15 protein-coding genes are annotated in these 19,258 nt (G+C 70.6%); 8 read left to right on the forward strand and 7 right to left on the reverse strand.

Annotated elements, in window-relative coordinates:
- Positions 1-149: 149 nt before the first annotated feature.
- The 4 genes from V1634_RS22010 (at position 150) to V1634_RS22025 (ending at position 5,246) form a co-directional block, all read left to right on the forward strand.
- Positions 150-2,480: a beta-L-arabinofuranosidase domain-containing protein gene (locus V1634_RS22010; protein WP_331209767.1), complete on the forward strand. Its 2,331-nt coding sequence runs from the start codon at positions 150-152 to the stop codon at positions 2,478-2,480.
- 49 nt (positions 2,481-2,529) lie between these two features.
- Positions 2,530-4,179 (forward strand): glycoside hydrolase family 27 protein, encoded by a 1,650-nt coding sequence (locus V1634_RS22015; RefSeq protein WP_331209768.1) that lies wholly within the window; start codon positions 2,530-2,532, stop codon positions 4,177-4,179.
- 195 nt (positions 4,180-4,374) lie between these two features.
- Positions 4,375-4,509, forward strand: coding sequence for a hypothetical protein (locus V1634_RS22020; RefSeq protein ID WP_331209769.1), 135 nt, complete (start codon positions 4,375-4,377; stop codon positions 4,507-4,509).
- Positions 4,510-4,523: 14 nt separating this feature from the next.
- Positions 4,524-5,246, forward strand: coding sequence for a FadR/GntR family transcriptional regulator (locus tag V1634_RS22025; RefSeq protein ID WP_331209770.1), 723 nt, complete (start codon positions 4,524-4,526; stop codon positions 5,244-5,246).
- A gap of 74 nt (positions 5,247-5,320) precedes the next feature.
- On the opposite strand, the gene V1634_RS22030 is transcribed toward V1634_RS22025, so the two are convergent.
- The 4 genes from V1634_RS22030 to V1634_RS22045 all read right to left on the reverse strand — a co-directional run bounded on the left by V1634_RS22030 (position 5,321) and on the right by V1634_RS22045 (position 11,630).
- Positions 5,321-8,131 carry a glycosyl hydrolase family 95 catalytic domain-containing protein gene (locus V1634_RS22030; RefSeq protein ID WP_331209771.1) on the reverse strand — a complete coding sequence of 937 codons (2,811 nt, stop codon included), beginning with the start codon at positions 8,129-8,131 and terminating at the stop codon, positions 5,321-5,323.
- Positions 8,132-8,497: 366 nt separating this feature from the next.
- Entirely contained in the window at positions 8,498-9,322 is an 825-nt protein-coding gene (locus V1634_RS22035) for a carbohydrate ABC transporter permease (RefSeq protein WP_331209772.1), read from the reverse strand.
- Positions 9,319-10,281 carry a carbohydrate ABC transporter permease gene (locus tag V1634_RS22040; protein WP_331209773.1) on the reverse strand — a complete coding sequence of 321 codons (963 nt, stop codon included), beginning with the start codon at positions 10,279-10,281 and terminating at the stop codon, positions 9,319-9,321. The genes V1634_RS22035 and V1634_RS22040 overlap by 4 nt, the downstream gene beginning before the upstream one ends.
- Positions 10,278-11,630 carry an ABC transporter substrate-binding protein gene (locus V1634_RS22045; protein ID WP_331209774.1) on the reverse strand — a complete coding sequence of 451 codons (1,353 nt, stop codon included), beginning with the start codon at positions 11,628-11,630 and terminating at the stop codon, positions 10,278-10,280. The genes V1634_RS22040 and V1634_RS22045 overlap by 4 nt, the downstream gene beginning before the upstream one ends.
- A 540-nt stretch (positions 11,631-12,170) precedes the next feature.
- Here V1634_RS22045 and V1634_RS22050 point away from each other — a divergent pair.
- The 3 genes from V1634_RS22050 to V1634_RS22060 all read left to right on the forward strand — a co-directional run bounded on the left by V1634_RS22050 (position 12,171) and on the right by V1634_RS22060 (position 15,807).
- On the forward strand, positions 12,171-13,196 hold the full coding sequence (locus V1634_RS22050) for a LacI family DNA-binding transcriptional regulator (protein ID WP_331209775.1): 1,026 nt from the start codon (positions 12,171-12,173) through the stop codon (positions 13,194-13,196).
- Between the two features lie 128 nt (positions 13,197-13,324).
- On the forward strand, positions 13,325-14,284 hold the full coding sequence (locus V1634_RS22055; protein WP_331209776.1) for a glycoside hydrolase family protein: 960 nt from the start codon (positions 13,325-13,327) through the stop codon (positions 14,282-14,284).
- A gap of 278 nt (positions 14,285-14,562) precedes the next feature.
- Positions 14,563-15,807, forward strand: coding sequence for a PQQ-dependent sugar dehydrogenase (locus tag V1634_RS22060; RefSeq protein WP_331209777.1), 1,245 nt, complete (start codon positions 14,563-14,565; stop codon positions 15,805-15,807).
- A 255-nt stretch (positions 15,808-16,062) separates the two neighbouring features.
- Here V1634_RS22060 and V1634_RS22065 read toward each other — a convergent pair whose 3' ends face one another.
- The 3 genes from V1634_RS22065 to V1634_RS22075 are packed head-to-tail and all read right to left on the reverse strand — an operon-like array spanning position 16,063 to position 17,551.
- Positions 16,063-16,581: a hypothetical protein gene (locus V1634_RS22065; protein ID WP_331209778.1), complete on the reverse strand. Its 519-nt coding sequence runs from the start codon at positions 16,579-16,581 to the stop codon at positions 16,063-16,065.
- Positions 16,568-17,005 carry a MarR family winged helix-turn-helix transcriptional regulator gene (locus tag V1634_RS22070; protein WP_331209779.1) on the reverse strand — a complete coding sequence of 146 codons (438 nt, stop codon included), beginning with the start codon at positions 17,003-17,005 and terminating at the stop codon, positions 16,568-16,570. The genes V1634_RS22065 and V1634_RS22070 overlap by 14 nt, the downstream gene beginning before the upstream one ends.
- Positions 17,006-17,059: 54 nt before the next feature.
- On the reverse strand, positions 17,060-17,551 hold the full coding sequence (locus V1634_RS22075) for a TetR/AcrR family transcriptional regulator (protein WP_331209780.1): 492 nt from the start codon (positions 17,549-17,551) through the stop codon (positions 17,060-17,062).
- A gap of 212 nt (positions 17,552-17,763) precedes the next feature.
- Here V1634_RS22075 and V1634_RS22080 point away from each other — a divergent pair, with 212 nt between their 5' ends.
- Entirely contained in the window at positions 17,764-19,146 is a 1,383-nt protein-coding gene (locus V1634_RS22080) for an MFS transporter (protein WP_331209781.1), read from the forward strand.
- Positions 19,147-19,258 lie beyond the last annotated feature (112 nt).

The following is a 19,258-nucleotide window of genomic DNA, read 5'->3' on the forward strand; positions in this document are numbered from 1 at the left end:
GCCGCCTGCCGCGACAGGCTCGGGCACGAGGACAGTCTCCACCGCTGTCGCCAGTCCGGCTGCCGCCAGTCCGGTCCGCGGCCCGCCTCGACCGTCCAGGGGCCACCTCTCCACCCGGCCCACCACTTCCCGTGAGATGGAGAACCACCGTGTCGTTCCCACCCGTGAGCCGGCGCCGGCTGTTGCAGGCCGCCGGTGCCGCCACCGTCGCCACCGCCGTCGGCCCCGGAATCGCCGAGGTAGCCGCGGCGGCCGCCGTTCCACCGGCCCGCCCGGACATCGGCGTCTCCGCCTACCCGTTCGAGCTGGGCCAGGTACGGCTGACCAGCAGCCGGTGGCTGGACAACCAGAACCGGACGCTGAACTACCTGCGGTTCGTCGACGTCGAGCGGCTGCTCTACAACTTCCGGGCCAACCACCGGCTCGGTACCAACGGCGCCGCCTCGAACGGCGGGTGGGACGCGCCGTCATTCCCGTTCCGCACCCACATGCAGGGGCACTTCCTGACCGCCTGGGCACAGGCCTGGGCGGTGCTCGGCGACACCACCTGCCGGGACAAGGCCAACCGGATGGTGGCGGAACTCGCCAGATGCCAGGCGAACAACTCCGCCGCCGGATTCAACCCCGGCTACCTCTGCGGCTTCCCCGAGTCCGACTTCACCGCCCTGGAGGCGCGCACGCTGAGCAACGGCAACGTGCCGTACTACGTCATCCACAAAACCATGGCCGGACTGCTCGACGTCTGGCGCCAGATCGGCAACAACCAGGCCCGGGACGTACTGCTGGCGCTGGCCGGCTGGGTCGACTGGCGTACCGGCCGGCTGACCGCGAGCCAGATGCAGAACATGCTCGGCACCGAGTTCGGCGGCATGAACGCGGTGCTCGCCGACATCTACCAGCAGACCGGCGACGCCCGCTGGCTGGCCACGGCACAACGCTTCGACCACGCCGCCGTGTTCAACCCGCTGGCGGCGGGCTCCGACCAGCTCAACGGATTGCACGCCAACACCCAGGTGCCGAAGTGGATCGGCGCCGCCCGGGAGTACAAGGCGACCGGCACCACCCGGTACCGGGACATCGCCAGCAACGCCTGGAACATCACGGTCGGCGCGCACACCTACGCGATCGGCGGCAACAGCCAGGCCGAGCACTTCCGCCCGCCGAACGCCATCGCCGGCTACCTCCGGCAGGACACCTGCGAGCACTGCAACACCTACAACATGCTCAAGCTGACCCGCGAGCTGTGGCTGCTGGACCCGAACCGGGCGGCGTACTTCGACTTCTACGAGCGCGCCCTGCTCAACCACATCATCGGAGCGCAGAACCCGGCCGACAGCCACGGCCACATCACGTACTTCACCCCGCTGAACCCGGGCGGCCGGCGCGGCGTGGGTCCGGCGTGGGGCGGCGGCACCTGGAGCACCGACTACAACTCGTTCTGGTGCTGCCAGGGCACCGGCATCGAGGTCAACACCGCGCTGATGGACTCCGTCTACTTCCACAACGGCAGCACCCTCACGGTGAACCTGTTCCTGCCGTCGGTGCTCACCTGGAGCCAGCGCGGCATCACCGTCACCCAGACCACCAACTTCCCGGTCGGCGACACCAGCACGCTCACCCTCTCCGGCAGCATGAGCGGCTCGTGGAGCATCCGGGTGCGCATCCCCGCCTGGACCAGCGGCGCGACGATCAGCGTCAACGGCACCGCGCAGGACGTCGCCACCACCCCCGGCAGCTACGCCACGATCACCCGCACCTGGTCCGCCGGGGACACCGTCACCGTCCGGCTGCCGATGCGGGTCGTCACGCAGCCCGCCAACGACAACCCGAACGTCGCCGCGGTCAGCTACGGCCCGGTCGTACTCTCCGGGAACTACGGCAACACCGCCCTGAACGCCCTGCCGGCACTCACCGTCTCGTCGGTCAACCGCACCGGCAGCAACTCGCTGGCCTTCACCGCCACCGCGAACGGCAGCACGGTCAACCTGGGCCCCTTCTACGACGCGCACGGGCACAACTACACCGTCTACTGGAGCACCAACGGCGGCGGCGACCCGGGCGCCGTCAGCTACCGGCTACGCAACGCCGCCACCAACCTCGTCCTCGGCATCCGGGACATGTCCACCGCCGACGGCGGACTCGCCGTGCAGTGGGACGACAGCGGCACCGCCGACCACAACTGGGTCGTGGTCACCGAGGGCAGTGCGGTCAAGCTGCGCAACGTACACAGCGGCAAGGTGCTCGGCGTGGAGAACATGTCCACCGCCGACAACGCCCGGGTGCTCCAGTGGTCCGACAACGGCACCGCCGACCACCTGTGGACGCTGCTGGACCAGGGTGACGGGACATACAAGATCCGCAACGTGCACACCGGCAAGCTGCTCGGCATCCTCGACGGCTCCACCGCCCGGGGCGCACAGGTTGTGCAGGACCCGGACAACGGCAGCGCAGACAACCGCTGGCGGCTGGTCCGCAACTGAGGGACCCGTTTTCTCGTCGACCCGACGACCCGCAATGATTGGAGAGGCAATGCGTACCCGTACCAGATGGCTGGCCGCGCTGAGCGTGGCGCTGGTCGCGGCCGGAGTGACCGTGGTCGACGCGGTCTCCTCGCCCCGACCGGCGCAGGCGTTGAACAACGGAGTGGGCCGTACCCCGCCGATGGGCTGGAACAGCTGGAACACCTTCGGCTGCAACATCAACGAGACACTGATCCGGCAGATGGCCGACGCCATCGTCAACTCCGGCATGCGGGACCTGGGCTACAAGTACGTCGTCGTCGACGACTGCTGGATGAACTCGACCCGGGACGCCCAGGGCAACCTCCAGGCCAACCCGAGCCGCTTCCCCAGCGGCATGAAGGCGCTCGGCGACTACCTGCACTCCCGTGGCCTGCTCTTCGGCATCTACCAGGCCCCGCTGGACCGCACCTGTGCGCAGTACTTCGGCTCCTACCCCGGTGCCACCGGCGCGCAGGGCCACGAGGCGCAGGACGCCCGGCAGTTCGCGGCCTGGGGCGTCGACTACCTCAAGTACGACTGGTGCTCGCCCACCGGCACCATCAACGAACAGGTGTCACGGTTCGCCCTGATGCGGGACGCACTGGCCGCCACCGGCCGGCCCATCCTCTACAGCATCAACTCGAACAGCATCCACGAGAAGACCGGCCCGATGCGCAACTGGGGCGACGTGGCCAACATCTGGCGTACCACCGAGGACATCACCAACGCCTGGAACACCGGCCAGACCAACGGCTACCCGATGGGCATCCAGAACATCGTCAACGTCAACGTGCCGCTGGCCCACTACGCCAGCCCCGGCTCCTTCAACGACCCGGACATGATGGAGGTCGGCCGGGGCGGCATGACCGACACCGAGATGCGCAGCCACTTCGCCCTCTGGGCGGTCATGGCATCGCCGCTGATCGCCGGCAACGACATCCGCAACATGGACGCGGCCACCCAGACCATCCTGAAGAACCAGAACCTGATCGCCATCAACCAGGACTCGCTGGGCCTGCAGGCGACCCAGGTGTCCAACGACGGCACCCGGCGGGTACTGGCCAAGCGGCTCGCCGACGGGGACGTCGCGGTGGCCCTGTTCAACCAGGGCTCCTCGACGACCACGGTCAGCACCACGGCGGCGGCGATCGGCAAGTCCGGCACCTCCTTCACCCTGCGCGACGCCTGGACCAACGCCACCTCCACGAGCACCGGCTCGATCAGCGCCTCGGTGCCCGCACACGGCACCGTCGTCTACCGGGTCAGCGGCGGCGGCACCAGCACGCCGCCACCCACCACCACCTTCCGGCTGCGCAGCGAATCCAGCGGCCGCTGCCTCGACCTCGACAACAACAACACCGCCAACGGCACCGGCATGCTGATCTGGGACTGCCACACCGACCCCAACCAGCAGTTCACCCAGTCCGGCCAGTCCCTCCAGGTGCTCGGCAAGTGCCTGGAGATCCCGACGAACGCCACCAACGGCACCCGGGCGCAGATCTGGGACTGCAACGGCGGCACCAACCAGCAGTGGACCTTCAACGCCAACGGCACCATCGGCAACGTACGGTTCCCCTCGCTCTGTCTGGACGTCAACGACAGCGGCACGGCGAACGGCACCGCCGTGATCGTCTGGACCTGCCACACCAGCGCCAACCAACGCTGGACCCGGGGGTAGCCCTCGGTCCCGGACAAGCCTCGAACGGGCGAGCCGGTGCGGGACCCCGCACCGGCTCGTGCCCGCGAACCAGGTCCGCGACGTCGGGCAGGCCGCCGAGTGGGTCCGGGCGCCGGCCCGCTCCGCACGGCTGTGGATATCGAGGAGCCGAGCAGCGCCCACGTGCCGCCCGCAGCGCCGGGCTACGCTACGCAGATGCGCCCTGAGTCCGTGGAACGGCCCCGGTTCCCCGCCGGCAGCTACCGGGCCGAGACGGCTTCCGCGCGGGCGATCGGCGCGACCGGCGCTTACTCCGTGCGGGACGGATCGGCCGCCCTCGCCGGACGCTGAGGAACCCGCCCGTCATGTCCCGCGCCGACGACGTGGTGAACGGCATCAAGCGGATGATCCTGCAGGGGGTGCTCCGGCCCGGCGACCGGCTCCCCGTCGAGAAGGACCTCGCCGAGTCGCTGGGTGTCTCGCGCGGCTCCCTGCGCGAGGGGGTGTCGGCGCTGTCGATCCTCGGCATCCTCAACACCCGACAGGGCGACGGGACGTACGTCACGAACCTCGACACCAGCCGGCTGCTGGCGCCGATGGGTTTCGTCGTCGACCTCCAGGGCCAGGGCGACGCACGGCACATCCACACCGTCCGGCGCCTGCTCGAATGCGAGGCGGCCCGGCTGGCCGCCACCAGGATCACCGACGAGGCACTGGCCCAGGCCAAGGAGCTGCTCGACGAGGCGGCCCGCTCCGTCGGCCAGGCGCCACAGGACCACGAGCGGATCATCGAGATCGACATCGCCTTCCACCGCATCGTCGCGGCGCACAGCGACAATCCGGTACTCGCCGGCCTGATCGAGTCGTTCGCCGGGCGTACCGTCCGGGGGCGGCTCTGGCGCAGCCTGCACGAGGAGGGTGCGGACCGGCGTACCCACGAGGAGCACGTGGCGATCTGGACCGCGCTCGCCGCACGCGATCCCGAACGGGCCAGAATCCGGATGGCCAACCACCTGGTCGGGGTCGAGGACTCGCTGCACGGGCTGCCCGACGACGCCGACCCGGTCCCGGAGTTCCCGGCCGGCTGAAGCGGCACCGGTGGCCGAGCCATCCCTGGGGCGCGTCCGGGCGGGCCGGAGCCCGGACGCACACCCGGGTCCGGTCAGGTCGTCGTGCAGGTGAGCTGGGACGGCGGGTTGTTGGCACCGCTCAGGTTGGCGATGAAACCGAAGGTGGTGGAGGCGCCAGCGGCGAGCGAACCGTTGTAGGAGGCGTTCGTCACCGTCACGCTCGCGCCGCTCTGCGTGTAGGAGCCGCTCCACATCTGGTTGACGACCTGCCCGTTCGGGAACGTCCAGGAGACGGTCCAGCCGCGGATCGGCGACGACCCGGCAGTCACCGTCACCTCGGCCTGGAAGCCCCCCGACCACGAACCCGTCACCGCGTAGGCCGCCCGCACCCCGGACGTCGGTGGTGAGGTGGTCGGACCGACCGTCGGGGAGACGGAGGCGGTCGGGGTCACCGACGCCGTCGCGGTCGGCGACGCGGTCGCGCCGGGGCGGGCCGCCCGGTAGATGTGCCCGGCCCGGACGGCGAACTGGACGACGTCGGTCTCGGGCCGGGTGGTGGCCGGCGTACTGCCGTCTGTGCTGTCGACCAGCGCGAAGCCCCCGGTGAACAGCCGGGCGCGCAGCCGGACGGTGCCGTCGCGGTCGGCCCGGACCAGGAACTCGTCGGCCTGACCGCCGCTCCACCGCAGGCCGACGGTGTAGCCGCCCCGGCCGCGCAGTCCCGCCACCTGCCCGGCCGGCCAGGCGCTCGGCAGCGCGGGCAGCAGGTGGAGTTCGCCGTTGTGGCTGTGCAGCAGCATCTCCGCGATTCCGGAGGTGGCGCCGAAGTTCCCGTCGATCTGGAACGGCGGGTGCAGGTCGAACATGTTCGGCGCGAGCCGGTCGGTCCGGATCAGGTCGCGGATGAGCTTGTGCGCGCGGGCGCCGTCCTCCAGCCTGGCCCAGAAGTTGATTTTCCAGGCGAGCGACCAGCCCGTTCCGTCGTCACCGCGCAGCTCCAGCGTGCGGCGGGCCGCCTCGTACAGCTGCGGGGTACCACGCCGGGTGATCTGGTTGCTCGGGTGCAGGCCGTAAAGGTGCGAGACGTGCCGGTGGTTCCGCTCGGTCTCCACCCAGTCGGCGAGCCACTCCTGGATGTTGCCGCGCGAGCCGACCCGCATCGGCGGCAGCCGGTCCCGGGCCGTCCGGACCTGGCCGCGGAACGCGGCGTCCAGGCCGAGCACCTCGCTGGCCCGGGCGACGCCGTCGAAGAGGTCGCGCAGGATCTGGTTGTCCATGGTCGGGCCGGCGCAGACGCTGGCGCCGGAGTGGTGGGCCAGTTCCGGGGAGTTCGACGGGTTGGTGACGAGGTATCCGAGCGACGGATGGCTGACCAGGGTCTCCAGGAAGAACTGCGCGGCGCCCTTCATCGCCGGGTAGTTGGCGCGGAGGAACTCGAGGTCGCCGGTGAACAGGTAGTGGTCCCAGACGAGGGTGGCGAGCCAGGCGCCGCCGGTCTGCCACATACCCCAGAAGGCGCCGTCGACGACCGAGGAGCCCCGCCACGCGTCGGTGTTGTGGTGCGCGACCCACCCGCCGGCACCGTACTGTGCCTGGGCCGTACGGGCGCCGGTGACGGCCAGGTCCCTGACCATGTCGAAGACCGGCAGGAAGCACTCGGCGAGGTTGGTGGTGTCGGCCGGCCAGTAGTTCATCGGCAGGTTCGCGTTGATGGTGTACTTCGAGTCCCAGGGTGGGGCCAGCTGGTCGTTCCAGATGCCCTGGAGGTTGGCCGGCTGGCTGCCGGGACGCGACGAGGAGATCAGCAGGTAGCGGCCGAACTGGAAGAGCAACGCGGAGAGCTGCGGATCGTCGACGCTGCCGTGCTGGGCGATCCGCACGTCGGTCGGCTGGTCGGCCGCGGAGGTGCGTCCCAGGTCGATCGACACGCGGTGGAACAGCGCCTGGTAGTCGGTCACGTGCCGGCTGCGCAGCTGGTCGTAGCCGACGTTCCGGGCGGCGTTCAGCCGGGTCCGCGCGATGCCCTGGTAGTCGCCGCTGACGGTCCGGAAGTTGACGTAGCTGGAGCCGATCGAGACCAGCAGCGTGACACTGGTCGCGCCGGAGACCCGCAGCGTGCCGCCGGAGCTGCCGACCGTGCCGCCGGTGGCGACCGCACTGGCCATGGCCAGGAACCTGACCGACCCGTTGATGCCCTCCATGTTGCCGGAGATGCCGTCCAGCGCGATCGTCGAGGAGTCCGGGCTGGAAGCCGTCGTCCGTTGCGGACTGTCGAAGGTGGCGCTGAACGTGATCGAGTTCGCCCGGTCGGCGGTCAGCCGGACCACGATGACCTGGTCGGGCGCGCTCGCGAACACCTCGCGCTGGTGGCGCACGCCGTTCGACACGTACGTCACCGAGGTGACGGCGGTGGTGAGGTCGAGCCGCCGGAGGTACTGCGAGGCCGTACCCGAGGCGAAGGCGAGCCGCAGGTTGCCGACCGGCTGGTACGCCAGTTGCCCGGCCGGCCTGCCGAGCATCGCCTGGTCGACCAGGGTCTGCGCCTGGCTCCACTGGTCGGCGAAGACGAGCCGCCGGATCTCGGCAAGTGCCCCCGCGCCCCGGGTGTTGGCGGAGTCGTACGGGCCGCCGGCCCAGATGGTGTCCTCGTTGAGTTGCAGCCGTTCCGTGTCGACGTTGCCGAACACCATGGCACCGAGCCGGCCGTTGCCGACCGGCAGCGCGCGCAGCCAGTCCGTGCCGGCCGGCTCGTCGTACCAGAGGGCCAGGTCGTCGGCGGCCAGCACCTCGGGCGGTGCCGTGGACCCGGCTCGGGCGGTCGCCGTCCACCCCGCCGGGAGCAACGTGGCTCCGACCCCGGCCGCGCCGGCCGCGAGCAGTCTTCTTCGGGTCAGTTCTGACATCGTGCGTTCTCCGATCGCGGGGTGAATCTGGCGACCGTGCGAGATGCGCCGATCATCGATGCACGTCGTTGTTAACGTAGGACGATGATCTGATGAATGTCAATGGGAAGCCACGACCTTCCCCCTGCCTGACGCGTGGATTTCGCGGTACCGGTCATCGACCCAGCCAGATTGATCCGATGAATACGTCGTACCGCTCCGGTCGTCGACCGCGGACCGACGAATACCCGGGCGGCCGACGGCCGACCACCACCGCCACCTGCCGAAGGCCTGACCGGTCCGCCCGGCCGGCCGGCACGGATCGTCCGCGCCGACCGGGCGGTCGCCTCACCCGGTCACGGTGCCGCCGCAGGTGTGCGCGGCGGCTCAGCCCTTGACGGACCCCTGGAGCAGCGCCTTGATGAACTGGCGCTGGAAGATCAGGAACACCACGAGGGTCGGGGTGAGGATGAGCAGCGACCCGGCACAGAGCAGCACCAGGTCGGTGCCCCACTGCCCCTGGAAGGCACCGAGGGCGCCGGCCATGGTGCGTTTGGTGGCGTCGTCGACGAGCACGATGGCGAGCAGGAACTGGTTCCAGGTCCAGAGGAACAGCAGGATCGTCAACGAGGCGATCGCCGGCCGCGCCAGTGGCACCTGGATGCGCCAGAACAGCTGCCAGGTGGAGCTGCCGTCCATCCGGGCCGCCTCGGAGAGCTCGGTCGGCACGTTGGCGAAGTGCGCCCGCATCCAGAAGACCGCGAACGGCATGTAGAGCCCGATCAGCGGCAGCACGATGGCCCAGCGGGTGTTGAGCAGCCCGAGGTCGCGCATCTGGTAGTAGATCGGGGTGACCACCGCCTCGAAGGGCAGGGTCAGGCCGAGCAGTAGCAGGCCGAACGCCCACTTTCCGCCCGGTACCCGCAGATGGCCGAGCCCGAAGCCGGCCATGGTGGCGATGACCACGGAGACCGGTACCACGCCGACCACGATCAGCAGGCTGGACCGGAGCAGGGCGGCCATGTTCGCCACGGTGAAGGCGTCGACGAAGTTCCCCCACTGCGGATCGGACGGCCAGGCCAGCCCGCTGGGCACCGTGCCCCGAGGCTGCAACGCCGCCGACAGCATGCTCACGAAGGGCAGCAGGGTGACCAGGACCAGCGCGACGAGGAAGACGCGGCCGGTCAGCCATTCGCGTCGGCTCAGGTTCATCCCTTCTCCTCCCTGGTCAGCCGCTGGATCGGCAGTACGCAGGCCAGCACCAGCAGCATGAGCACGACGGCCAGCGCCGAGGCGAGCCCCACCTGGCGCTGCGAGAAGGCGAGCCGGTAGATCTCCAGGCCCGGCACGGTGGTCTGTAGGCCGGGGCCGCCGCTGGTGGAGATGTAGACGATGTCGAAGCTGGCCAGGGCCGCGATCACGGTCACGGTGAGGCACACCCCGATCTCCTGGCGCAGGCCGGGCAGGGTGACGGCGAAGAACTCGCGTACCGGTCCGGCGCCGTCGATCCGGGCCGCCTCGTAGAGCGCGGGGTCGATCTTGCTCATGCCGGTGACCAGCAGGATCGTGCAGAGGCCGAGCATGACCCAGGCGCCGATCACCCCGACCGAGGGCAGCGCCGTGTCGAAGTCCCCGAGCCAGGCACGGGCCAGCCCGCCCAGGCCGACCGCCCGGAGCGCCTGGTTGACCAGCCCGTTGGAGGAGAGCAGCCAACTCCACGCGATGCCGGCCGCCACCAGCGGGATCACCTGCGGCAGGAACAGGATGGTGCGTACGGTGTTCCCGAACGGTCCCGAGGTGATCCGGCGGACGAGACTGGCCACCAGCAGACCCAGCCCGACCGGGATGAAACTGAAGAAGACGATCAGGACGAACGCGTTTGAGATGATCTTCAACAGGTCGCTGTCGGTGAAGACCGTGAGGTAGTTGTCCAGCCCCGCCCACCGGGCCACGCCGATGCCGTTCCAGTGGTAGAGCGAGTACTGCACGGTCAGCGCGAGCGGGCGGAGCACGAAGACGGCGTACATGAGCAGCGCCGGCAGCACGTACAGCCAGCCGCTCCACCGGGCCGTACGGCCCCACCGGCGTCGGTGGGGCCGTACGGGGGACGGGCGGTCCGGCGGGCGGGTCCCCGGCTGCCCGCTCGGAGCGCTGCCGAGGGCAGACGTCATCGGGACAGTTCCTTCTCGTACTCCGCCTGGACCGCCTTCACGTACCCCTCGGGAGTCTGCTGGCCGGCGACCAGCTTCTGCATCTCCGGGGTGATCGCCGCCGCGAAGATGCCGCCGGTGGCGTTCGCGGTGAAGTCCACCGCCCCGTTCTCCGCGCCGAGCTGCTGGGAGGCGGCCAGGGTCTGCGCCAGGACGCCCCCCGGCGGGGCGGCCGGCAGGGCCAGATCGGACGGGCCGCCGGGGTGGGAGCCGCCGACGGTGACCGAGATCTCCCGGGCCCTGGGGTTGGTGTGCGCCCAGTTCAGGAAGAACGCGGCGGCGTCCGGGTGCTTGGCCTTCGCGCCGACCCCGAAGGTGTTGGGCGCGGACATCGCCACGTGGTTGCCGCCGCCGGACTCGGTGGGAAAGAGGAAGAAGCCGACCTTGCCGCTCATCGTCTTGTCGAGGTTGCCCGACTCCCAGTCGCCGTTGAACATGAACAGGCCGTTGCCCTTCTGGAACTCGCCCATCATCGCGGTGTAGTCCAGGGCGTTCGCGTCCTTCGGGAAGTACCCGGCCTGCGCCCACCGCTGGATCACCTGGGTGGCCTTCAGCGCCGCCGGCGTGTCGAAGGTGGCGCCGGGCTTCTGGAAGATCCAGTCGGCGATCTGGGCCGGGTCGCCGTACTGGTTCTGCAGGGCCTGGTGCGGGAAGTTGATTCCGGCGGTGTTCTTGTTGAACTGCATGATCGGCTGCACGCCGGCGGTCTTGGCCCTGGCCAGCAACCCCTCGAACTCGGCGACGGTCTTCGGCGGCTCGGTCATCCCGACCCGCTCGGCCAGCGTCTTGTTGTAGAAGACCCCGGTGACGCTGTAGCCGAGTCCCATCCCGAACAGCGAGCCGGTGCCGCGCGGCCCGCCTCCTTCGGCGACCCGCAGCTGCACGAGCTGGGAGGCCGGGAACGTGTCCCAGCCGTAGGCGGTGAAGTACGGGTCGAGGTTCTTCAGCAGCCCGTCCTTGACCAGGTCGACCATGGTGGGCAGCCGGATGATGTCCGGCGCGTTGTCCGAGGCGAGCACCCGCGGAGCGTTCTCCACGATCACCGTGAACTGGTCCTCCCGGACGTTGAACCTCACGTTCGGGTGCTGCTTGGTGAACTCGTCGGCGAGTGCCTTCGCCAGCGGGAAGCCGGTCTCCGCGTACATCTCCAGGGTGATCTGCTCGGTGCCCAGGGCGGTGCTGACCGGCGCGGCGGTGCCGCCCTGCGATGCCGGGTCGGCACCCGGCGCGCTACAGGCGGCGGTGACGGCGATGGCGGACAGCAGCGAGGCGCAGGCCATCAGCCTGCGCCGTGGGTATCTCTTCGACAATCCGTACACTCCTACGGCTCCTTGACTCCTCCGCACACCTCACCGGTCGACGGTCGCCGTACCCGGCCCGGACGGATCCACCGCGACAGCCACCGGCGTCGCCTGGATCGCGTCGCGGGCCGGTTGCCGACCCGGGCGCGCGGTAACCGACCATGGCCTCTTCCCGGCCGGGCGTGGACGCGCCCGGTGGAAACAAAAACGTCCCGCTAAACTGATTTAGCAGAGCATGCGCGCGGCGCACTGAGCTGTCAAGGACGGGCTTGGCAACGGCTCGGAAACGGCCGGTTCACCCCAGCGGGGTGCACCGGGGCCCACCCGGGCCACACCCGTCGGCCGGAAGCCCCGGGCCGAACCCGAGCCCGAGCCCTAGACCGGGCCGGGTCCCCGCCAAGGCCGGGCGGCGCCCCGCCAAGACCGGGCCGGGCCCCGTCAGGGCCGGGGCCGGACCGGAACCGGGCGGCACCGGTTCTGGACAGCGTCCGGCGACCCAGCATGATTGGCGGGGCGGTGTCGGACCACCCGCCGGCGATTGGAGGACTCATGGGGCGCGACAGAGCAACTCTGGCCGACGTCGCGCGCCGCGCCGGGCTGTCCAAGACCGCCGCGTCGATGGTGCTCAACGGGCGCGAGGGCACCCGGCTCTCGGCCGAGGCGCACCAGCGCGTCTTCGCGGCCGCCGAGGAGCTCGGTTACCGACCCAACGTCGCCGCGCGCAGCCTGCGTACCCGCAAGACCGCCACCATCGCGTTCGTCTCCGACATCGTCGCCACCACCCGCTTCGCCGGCGGCCTCATCCGGGGCGCGCTGGACGCGGCCCGCGAGCGTGACCACGTACTGCTCATCACCGAGACGCAGGGCGACGCGACGTTCGAGCGGTACGCCATCGAGGCGATGCTCGACCGCCAGGTCGACGGCGTCGTCTACGCGGCGATGGCGACCCGGCGGCTGACCGTGCCGCCCGCCATCCTGAACGGTCCGGTGGTGCTGCTCAACGCCACCAGCTCGGAGAACCTGCCCTGCGTGCTGCCCGACGACGAACGGGCCGGCCGGACCGTCGCCACCGCCCTGCTCCAGCGCGGCCACCGCGAGCGGATCGCGCTGATCGGCCGCAACCGGCTCAAGGAACGCGACCCGGAGGTCTCCCTCGCCGCGCAGGCGCGGCTGCGCGGGATCCGGGAGACCCTGTCGGACGCCGGCACCACCCTGCTGGCCGAGACGTTCTGCGCCGACTGGCTGCCCGAACACGGCTACGCGGCCATGCGCCGCCTGCTGGGCCGGCCGGATCGCCCGACCGCGGTCATCTGCATGAACGACCGGTTGGCCTTCGGCGCCTACCAGGCACTCGGCGAGGCCGGGCTGGCCGTACCCACCGACATCTCCGTGGTCTCCTTCGACGACGATCCCATCGCCGCCTGGCTGCGCCCCGGCCTGTCCACCGCCGCACTGCCGCACGAACAGATGGGCCGGCACGCGGTGGAGATCCTGCTCGACGGCCGTAGCAGTGGACCGTCCCTGGTGCCGATGGCGTTGCGCCGGCGCAGATCCATCGCCGCACCCGCGTCGTAACCGGCGCCGCTCAGGGCGGTAGGTCGCCGGTTCAGACCGCGGGACGTACGCCGGAGGGCCCCGGCCGCCGTCCGGCGGGCGACCGCGGCGGGTCCTGCTAAACCGATTTATCTGGTAGCTTCCTCGCCATGCTACGTCTGCCGGACCACTGGGTGTGGGACAGCTGGTACGCGCGGGACGACGACGGGCTGTGGCACGCGTTCTTTCTGCGCGCCTCCCGCGCCCTGCTCAACCCGCACCGCCGCCACCTGCGCGCCGCCATCGGGCACGCCGTCTCCACCGACCTACGTTCGTGGAAGCTGGTCGCCGACGCACTGGCGCCGGCCGACTCACCGGGCTGGGACGACCTGGCCACCTGGACCGGCAGCACGGTACGCGGCCCGGACGGCCGGTGGTACATGTTCTACACCGGGGTCGGCCGCGCCGAGAACGGGCTGGTCCAACGCGTCGGCCTGGCCGTCTCCGAGGACCTGGTCAGCTGGCACCGGTACGGCACCGGCCCGCTGGTGGAGGCCGACCCCACCTGGTACGAACTCCTCAGCCCGGACCTGTGGTACGAACAGGCCTGGCGCGATCCCTGGGTCTTCCCCGACCCGACTGGCGCCGGCTGGCACATGCTCGTCACCGCCCGGGCCAACCACGGTGCGGCGAACGAGCGCGGAGTAATCGGGCACGCGACCTCCGACGACCTGCTCGACTGGACGGTCCGACCGCCGTTGTCCGCCCCCGCCGGGTTCGGGCACCTCGAAGTCCCCCAGGTCGCGGTCGTCGACGGCCAGCCCCTCCTGTTGTTCTGCACCAACGTCGCGGCGACCGAGGAGCGGGCCGAGCACCGGATCTGGACCGCCACCGGTCCCACCGTGAACGGCCCCTGGGACATCGCCTCGGCACGGCCGTTTCCGCACCCGCACCTGTACGCGCCCCGCCTCGTCCCCACCGCCGCCGGATGGTCCATGATCGGGTTCCTGGACCACGTCGACGGCGAATTCGTCGGCGAACTCTCCGACCCGCTCCCCGTCCGCTACCACCCCGGCACCGGCCTGGTCACCGGCGAACTGAGCCCGACCCGCCTGGCTCCGCTGCGGTAACGCGGGCGGCCCACACCGCCGACAGGCTCGGCACCCACAGGTGCGGCGGCAGTGCCGGGTCACGGCGAGGTGCCGACGCGCCGACAGTCCACAATGGATGGACGAGCAGACGCAGTTGATCTACGTTTCCCTTGCTCAGTTGAGGGAGTCAGCTGGCGTCGGTGTCGGCCGGGGCGTGGCCGAGCAAGACGGAGAGTTGGATATTGGCGGCACTCAATGTACTGTGGGAACGCTCCCAGGTTGTGCCCTCCACCCCCACTTGCTCGAGGAGCTGAAACATGTCGCGACGACGTTGTCGCCCGGCCACCGCGCTAGCCGGGCTGCTCGTTCTGGCCCTGTCTACGTTCCTGCTGCCACCGGCGTCGGTGGCCGGCACCGCCGCGGCCGGCAGATCCCCCACCAGGGCGGTGCCGCTCACTGAGCTGACCGTGGTATCCGAACAGGTGGCCTCCGGTCTGCAGCGTCCGATCGCGCTCACCGGGCTCCCGGACGGCCGGATGCTGATCGCGGAGAAGAACGGCACGGTCCGCGCCTACCACCCCGACACCGGCCTGGCGGCCGAGCCGGTGCTCGACCTGACCGCCCGGATCGACACGTCGGACAACGAGCGCGGCCTCCTCGGCATCACGCCTGCGCCGAACTTCGCGCGGACCGGGATCCTCTACGTGGCCTACACGAGCCTGCCGGCCGGCGCGCTGACCCTGGCCCGGGTGCCCATCGGCGCTCCCGGGCGGTTGCAGGTGCTGCTCACCCAGGAGCACGCCGAGTACGGCAACCACAACGGTGGGCAGGTAGCGTTCGGCCGCGACGGCTATCTCTACTGGTCCCTCGGCGACGGCGGCCACGCGAACGACCCGTTCAAGGCCGGTCAGGACCTCGGCACCCTGCTCGGCAAGATCGTGCGGATCGACGTCAACCGCGCCTGTGGGGCGAAGCCCTACTGCGTGCCCTCCGACAACCCGTTCGTCCGCACCCGCGGCGCGCGGCCAGAGATCTGGCTCTACGGGCTGCGCAACCCGTGGCGGTTCTCCGTCGACCCGGTCGACGGCTCGCTCTGGATCGGCGACGTCGGCCAGGGCCTGGTCGAGGAGATCAACCACATCCGCCCATGGCAGGGTGGGGCGAACCTCGGCTGGTCCTGCAAGGAGGGCACCCCGGTGTTCGACCCGGAGCAATGCCGGTCGGACGTGCGGTACACCGACCCGGTCTTCGAGTACGAACATTTCATGACGGAGAGCTGCTCGGTGACCGGCGGCGTGGTGTACCGAGGGTCCGCCACCCCGGAGGCCTGGGGGACCTACATCGCGAGCGACTACTGCTCGACCCTCGCGTTCGCGGTACGCCCCAAAACCACGGGTGGCTACGAGTCCGCCATCATCGGCAACTTCCCCATCCAGCCGACCGCCATCGACGCCGACGTGCACGGCGAGCTGTACGTGCTCAGTGACCTCCCGGGCTGGCTGAGCCGGGTACGGTTCGAGCGGGTCGAGCCAGCCACCGGCGGCGGGGTGGCGAACCGCTGAACCCGGAGCAACCCCCTCGCATCCGCGATACTCCCGGGGACGGCCGCTTCCGGGCGGCCGTCCCCGGCCCACTCCGGTAGAAGCCCGGGCAACCTTCGCCGCAGCGCAGAGGTGCCCCGATCGCCACCCGGTCGGCCAGGTGGACGGACGGCCCCTGCCCGTCGTTCAACGAGCGCCCCGATCGGGTCGCGTCCCGAACAAGCCTGTACTCACGCCACGTCAACGAGGTCGGTCCGGCCTGCCTCGGATCAGTGCTTAGCGGGTGGCGTGTTGGCCGTGGTCGCTGACCTGGGCGTCGAACCAGTGGTGCAGGGCGCCGCGAAGCGCGGTGTCGCTGGTGGTGTAGGTGACGCGTCCCCCGTCGTTGGTGGTCTGGTAGTCGATGGTGATCCGCCCGCCGTGTGCCCGGAGCGCCGCCAGGCCGGGCATCTGGGTGCCGTGGATGCGGGCGGGGTCGGTGAAGTCGCCGCGGCGGAAGCGGTCCACTTCCGAGGTCAGATGTTGCCGGATGAGGGCGATCTGGGTGGTGTCCTGCGGGTCGTCGGCGACGACGGTCTGCACGCCGCCGGTGTCGGTCTTGCTGAACCGGTGGGTGGTGCGGTCCAGGTCGAATGGCATGACCGATGCGCCACGATCGGCAACCTCGGCCTGCCGGCTGGAGGTCGCCGGTGTCGGCGTCGCTGTCGATGAGTCGTCGGCGCAGCCGCTGCCCAACGCGGCGGCAGCCACCAGGAGCAGGGCCCGCCAGGCCCGGGGGTGGTCAGGACCGTTCAACGGTGGCCTCCGCGAGGGTCTGCAGCGCACGCACCACGGCGGCGCGTTGGTCATCGGGTACGCGATCGAGCAGGGCGGTGAGCCGGTCCCGGCGCGCGTCCGCCTGCCGAGCCGCAGCGGTGGCACCGGCATCGGTGAGCACCAGCAGGACGCCGCGGCCATCGCCGTCGGCCGCCTGCCGGTGCACCCAACCACGGCTGACCAGGTTGGCGACCAGGCGGCTGACGGTGCTCTTCTCCAGCCGCAACCGGCGGGCCAGCTCCACCTGACGGATCCGCCCCTCCCGGGCGATCTCCACCATGGCGTGTGCCTCCGAGACTGGCAGCGGCTGCCCGCATGGAGTGCGGTCGGGCTGATGGAGGCCGAAGTTGCGGACGAACCGCATCAGGGCCTCTTGCGCGGCGTCGACCTCCCCACTCGGCATTGTTTGACCGTACAACCAGATGGTTCGACGATGCAACCAACCGTACGGGTGGGGTCAGGGTCGGGCCACCGGCCTCCGGACCGCGCAGACGGCCAGGGCCATCTCGGCGACAAAGCGTGGCGCGTCGGTCGAATCGAGCCGGCCGGCCGCGACGTCACCTGCCGCGCCGTGCAGGATGTGGTGCAGGACGCTGGCCAGCAGGTCGGCGGCGATGTCGGACCGGAAGACGCCTTCGGCCTGGCCGCGGCGGATCAGGTCATGGACCCGCTGCTCCGGTTTCGCGTGCAGCTTCTGCACACGCCCGGCAGGCAGGGCCGTCTGCGCCGCCTCCAGGACCGAGGCGGCCTGGGCGATCAACAGCCAGCCCGACTCCATCAGCGCCCTCAGCCCGTCACGGGGATCGCCGGTGCGGTCGACGGCCTCCAGCACCTCGTCTCCGTCGGCCAGGAGCCGGACCAGCGCCGCCTCAACCAGGGCCTCCCGGGAAGGGAAGTGCGCGTACAGGGTCACCCTGCCGACCCCCGCCTCCTGCGCGATGTCGTTCATGCTCGCCCCGGCGTTCCGCCCGAGGCAGGTGACGGCCGCCCGCACGATCTTCTCAGCGTTCTGCCGCGCGTCTGCCCGGCGGGCCGACCTAGCTGCGGAGTGAGGCATAACTCCCCTAAGTCAAACAGCATGTGTACGGGTTACAGTAGCCGACGCAAGTTGAACATGCCCTGTACGACTTAGCTGCGGAGGCGATCATCGTGTCCGAGTCCATGACCGCACCTACCTCGACACCCAGTTCGACCCCCGATCCGCGACGGTGGCGAATCCTCGGGTTGGTCGGCGTCGCGCAACTCATGCTCATCCTCGACGTCACCGTCGTGGCGATCGCCCTGCCACACCTGGGCGCAGACCTCGACCTGCCGCGAGAAACCCTCACCTGGGTGGTCAGCGGCTACACCCTCGCCTTCGGCGGACTGCTGCTGCTCGGCGGACGCGCCGCCGACGTGTTCGGCGCCCGCCGCCTGGTCCTGGCCGGTCTGCTGCTCTTCGCGGCGGCATCGCTGACCGCCGGACTGGCCACCACCGGACCGATGCTCCTCACCGGCCGGGTAGCCCAGGGCATGGCCGCCGCCATGCTTTCACCGGCCGCCCTGTCGCTGATCGTCACCATCTTCGACGCCGACGAACGCAACCGAGCGCTCGGCATCTGGTCCGCCCTGGGTGGCAGCGGTGCCGCACTCGGCGTCCTGCTCGGCGGACTGCTCACCGCCGGACCGGGCTGGGCATGGGTCTTCTACATCAACGTCCCGGTCGGCATCGTCCTGCTACTGACGCTCCGCTCCCAGTTGCCGGCGCAGCCGGCACCCGCCACCAGAGCCGCCCTCGACGTCCCCGGCGCCGTCCTGGTGACCGCCGCGACCGCGACCCTGATCTACGCGCTGATCAGGGCCGGAGACCACGGCTGGGTCACCTGGGCCACCGCAGCGCTGCTGCTGGTATCGGCGCTGCTCTACGCCGCCTTCGTGGCCCGTCAACGCCTGTCCGCAAGCCCGCTGATGAACGTTCGGCTGCTGACCCGCAGGCCCGTGGCGACCGGCACCCTGCTGATCCTCGTCGCCACCGCACTCATGATCATGATGTTCTTCCTCGGCACGTTCGCCCTCCAGGAGCATCACGGCTACGGCGCGCTGACCACCGGCCTGCTCTTCCTGCCCGTCGCGGTGTCCACCATGCTCGGCGCCAACGCGGCCGGGCGGACCATCGGTCGCACCGGCCCCCGCACCCTGGCCGTGGCCGGACTGGCAATCGCCGCCGCCGGCATGGCCATCCCGGTGGTCTGGGACGGGGCCGCGCCCATGGTGGCCGGCATGACCGTCGCCGCCGCCGGCACCGGGTCGCTGTTCGTGGTCGCGTCCGCCACCGCACTGGGACAGGTGGCGGCGCATGAAGCCGGCCTGGTCTCCGGCATCGTCAGCACCTTCCACGAGTTCGGCGCCTCACTCGGCGCAGCCGTCGTATCCAGCATCGCCGCCGCCAGTATCGCCGGCACCGGCACCCATGGCTTCTCGCGCGGATTCACCGCCGGCGCGATCGTGGCCATCGTGGCGGCCGTCGCCGCACTCGCCATTACACCGAGCTCCCGCTCCCGGTAAGCGGCCCGCCGAGCGGCCCACCGGCGACGGCCCGTCGAGTGCCGCTGGAACTGACCAGCGTCGGCGCGGCTGCGGCGGGGGTTCATGCCGCGACACCGGCGGCGGCGCCCTA

It is taken from the genome of Plantactinospora veratri (assembly GCF_036421995.1).
GTDB classification, from domain to species: Bacteria; Actinomycetota; Actinomycetes; order Mycobacteriales; family Micromonosporaceae; genus Plantactinospora; species Plantactinospora veratri.